This is a genomic window from Bacillus sp. SIMBA_154, from assembly GCF_046536015.1.
Taxonomy (GTDB): Bacteria; Bacillota; Bacilli; order Bacillales; family Bacillaceae; genus Bacillus; species Bacillus pumilus_P.
On record NZ_JAWJBV010000128.1, the window covers coordinates 1 to 326 of the forward strand.

Here is a 326-nt window from a genome sequence, read left to right on the forward strand (position 1 = left end):
ACTTTTATGAATAGTTGTCCTGCCTCTTTATAGTTTTCTGTCATCAGTTTCAATCTTGAGTCTATGCGATTGAAATACAGTAGGACGTTCTGATTTTCTTCCCTGTTTGGAAATGTGTTTACGATTTTTTCTCGCATGGCTGTAGCTTTGAGAATGTTGTTTTGCGTTATGGTTATATACCATTCGTTGAGACTGTAAGCGACTTTTTCGAATTCTACTTTAGTTTCCACCTGATCCTTCCTCTCTTTATATTTTAAAAATTTTAAACGTTTTGTATTATTTCAAAATAAAAGCAAAAGTTAAAGAAAAAGTCTAAAATATTGGAA

1 protein-coding gene is annotated in these 326 nt (G+C 31.6%); it reads right to left on the bottom strand.

Annotated features, from left to right (window positions below; genetic code table 11):
• Positions 1-230, bottom strand: a 230-nt coding sequence (locus R0K30_RS21425) for a response regulator aspartate phosphatase (RefSeq protein ID WP_486304025.1), incomplete at its 3' end; no start/stop codon positions are given.
• Positions 231-326: the final 96 nt, after the last annotated feature.